This window comes from Bradyrhizobium sp. CCH5-F6 (genome assembly GCF_001556045.1).
GTDB lineage: Bacteria > Pseudomonadota > Alphaproteobacteria > Rhizobiales > Xanthobacteraceae > Bradyrhizobium.
Genome location: NZ_LSIC01000091.1, coordinates 1 through 1,682 on the forward strand (window position 1 = coordinate 1; position 1,682 = coordinate 1,682).

The window sequence follows — 1,682 nt, forward strand, 5'->3', positions numbered from 1 at the left end:
AATTGCTACGAGTGAGCGATAAACAGGGTGTTGCGACGAACGGTTGAATCCGCCCTGGATCGCCCGGTCAAGCCGGGCGATGACACCGATTTTGTCGTGCCAACGGCGCGCCCAACCGGTCGCCATCGTGCTCTCATCATAACCGTCCCGGAATCCGAATAGCCGCATTCCGAAACGCCGATATCGGTCTTGCGCGGACGCGCTACAGTCGATTCGAATTCGAGAGACGGACACGCATGCACGGCATGATCAGCAAGCCGCCGGGAGCGGCCACCAGCATCGCGACATCGCGCGTCGTGTTGCTGCTGCTGGTCGTCATGACCGGGATCGCGCCGATCTCGCTCTACATGCTGGTTCCGGCGCTGCCGGTGCTGGCGACGGATTTCGGCAGCGACATCTCGATCGCCCAGATGACGGTCTCGCTTTACATGGTCGGCATCGCGCTGTCGCAGCTGATCATGGGGCCGCTGTCGGACCGGTTCGGACGGCGTCCGGTGCTGCTCGGCGGACTGGCACTGATGATCGCGGCCAGCATCGCCTGCATCTTCGCGCAGAACCTGCCGCAACTGATCGCCGCGCGCTTCTTCCAGGCCCTGGGCGGCGCCGCCGGCATGGTGGTCAGCCGCGCCATCATCCGCGACATCTACGAGCGCGATCGCGTCGCCTCGATGATCAGCCTCGTCGTCGCCGCGCTGATGATCGGTCAGATGGTGTCGCCGCTCACCGGCGGCCTGATCGAGACCGCTTTCGGCTGGCGCGCGATCTTCTACGCCATCACGATCGCCGCGATCGTGGTCGCCGTGGGTATCGCGGTGGCGCTGCCCGAGACGCGCCGCAGCCGCGCCGCCGGCAGCGGCTTCCGCGGCGACGTCGGCATGCTGATCCGCAATCGCGCCTTCGTCGGCTATGTCATGTGCCAGGTGCTGGCCTCGCAGATCATCTTCACTTTCGCGGGCGGCGGCCCCTACATCGTGGTGACGCAGATGGGCCGCACCAGCGCCGAATACGGCGCTTGGTTCGCGACGACGGGCTTTGCTTATCTGGTCGGCAACCTGCTCTGCGTGCGTTTTGCGCCGCGGCACTCGCTGGAGAAGCTGATCTGGCTCGGTCTCGCCCTCCAGCTCTGCGGCAGCCTGTTGAACCTGATCTGGAGCTTCGCCGGCTGGAACGAGGCGCCCGCCTGGCTGTTCGGCACGCAGATGATCGTGATGGCCGGCAATGCCTTCGTGATGGCGAATTCCGCCGCCGGCGCCATCAGCATTCGCCCGGAGGCAGCCGGCACCGCCTCGGGCGCGATGGGCTTCCTCCAGCAGGGCATCGGCGCGCTGATGTCGCAATTCGGCGCCTATCTCGGCGGCCATTCCTCGACCACGCTGCCGCTCACCTCCGCGGTCCTCGCGATCTCGCTGCTCTGCGCCTGCATGATGATCTTCGTCGTCCCGCGGCGCGAGGTGATGGTGAGCGAGACACTGATCGAGAAGGCGGAGGAGGAAGAGCGCGGGATGATGTAGGGGACGGCTTGGCGACGCTTTCTTCCTTCTCCCCTTGTGGGAGAAGGTGGCGCGCGTAGCGCGTCGGATGAGGGGTCTCTCTCCGCACGCCCCCCTCTCTCAAAGTTTGAAGTCGAGGATAGAACCCCTCATCCGGCGCTTCGCGCCACCTTCTCCCACAAGGGGAGAAGG

1 protein-coding gene is annotated in these 1,682 nt (G+C 65.6%); it reads left to right on the forward strand.

The features are described 5' to 3' along the window. Positions 1 to 236: 236 nt before the first annotated feature. Positions 237 to 1,511 (forward strand): multidrug effflux MFS transporter, encoded by a 1,275-nt coding sequence (locus AX729_RS16115; protein WP_061024697.1) that lies wholly within the window; start codon positions 237 to 239, stop codon positions 1,509 to 1,511. Positions 1,512 to 1,682: the final 171 nt, after the last annotated feature.

Coding starts and splice junctions, on each gene's coding strand:
- AX729_RS16115 (WP_061024697.1), top strand. CDS start 237: ATGCACGGCATGATCAGCAAGCCGCCGGGAGCGGCCACCAGCATCGCG.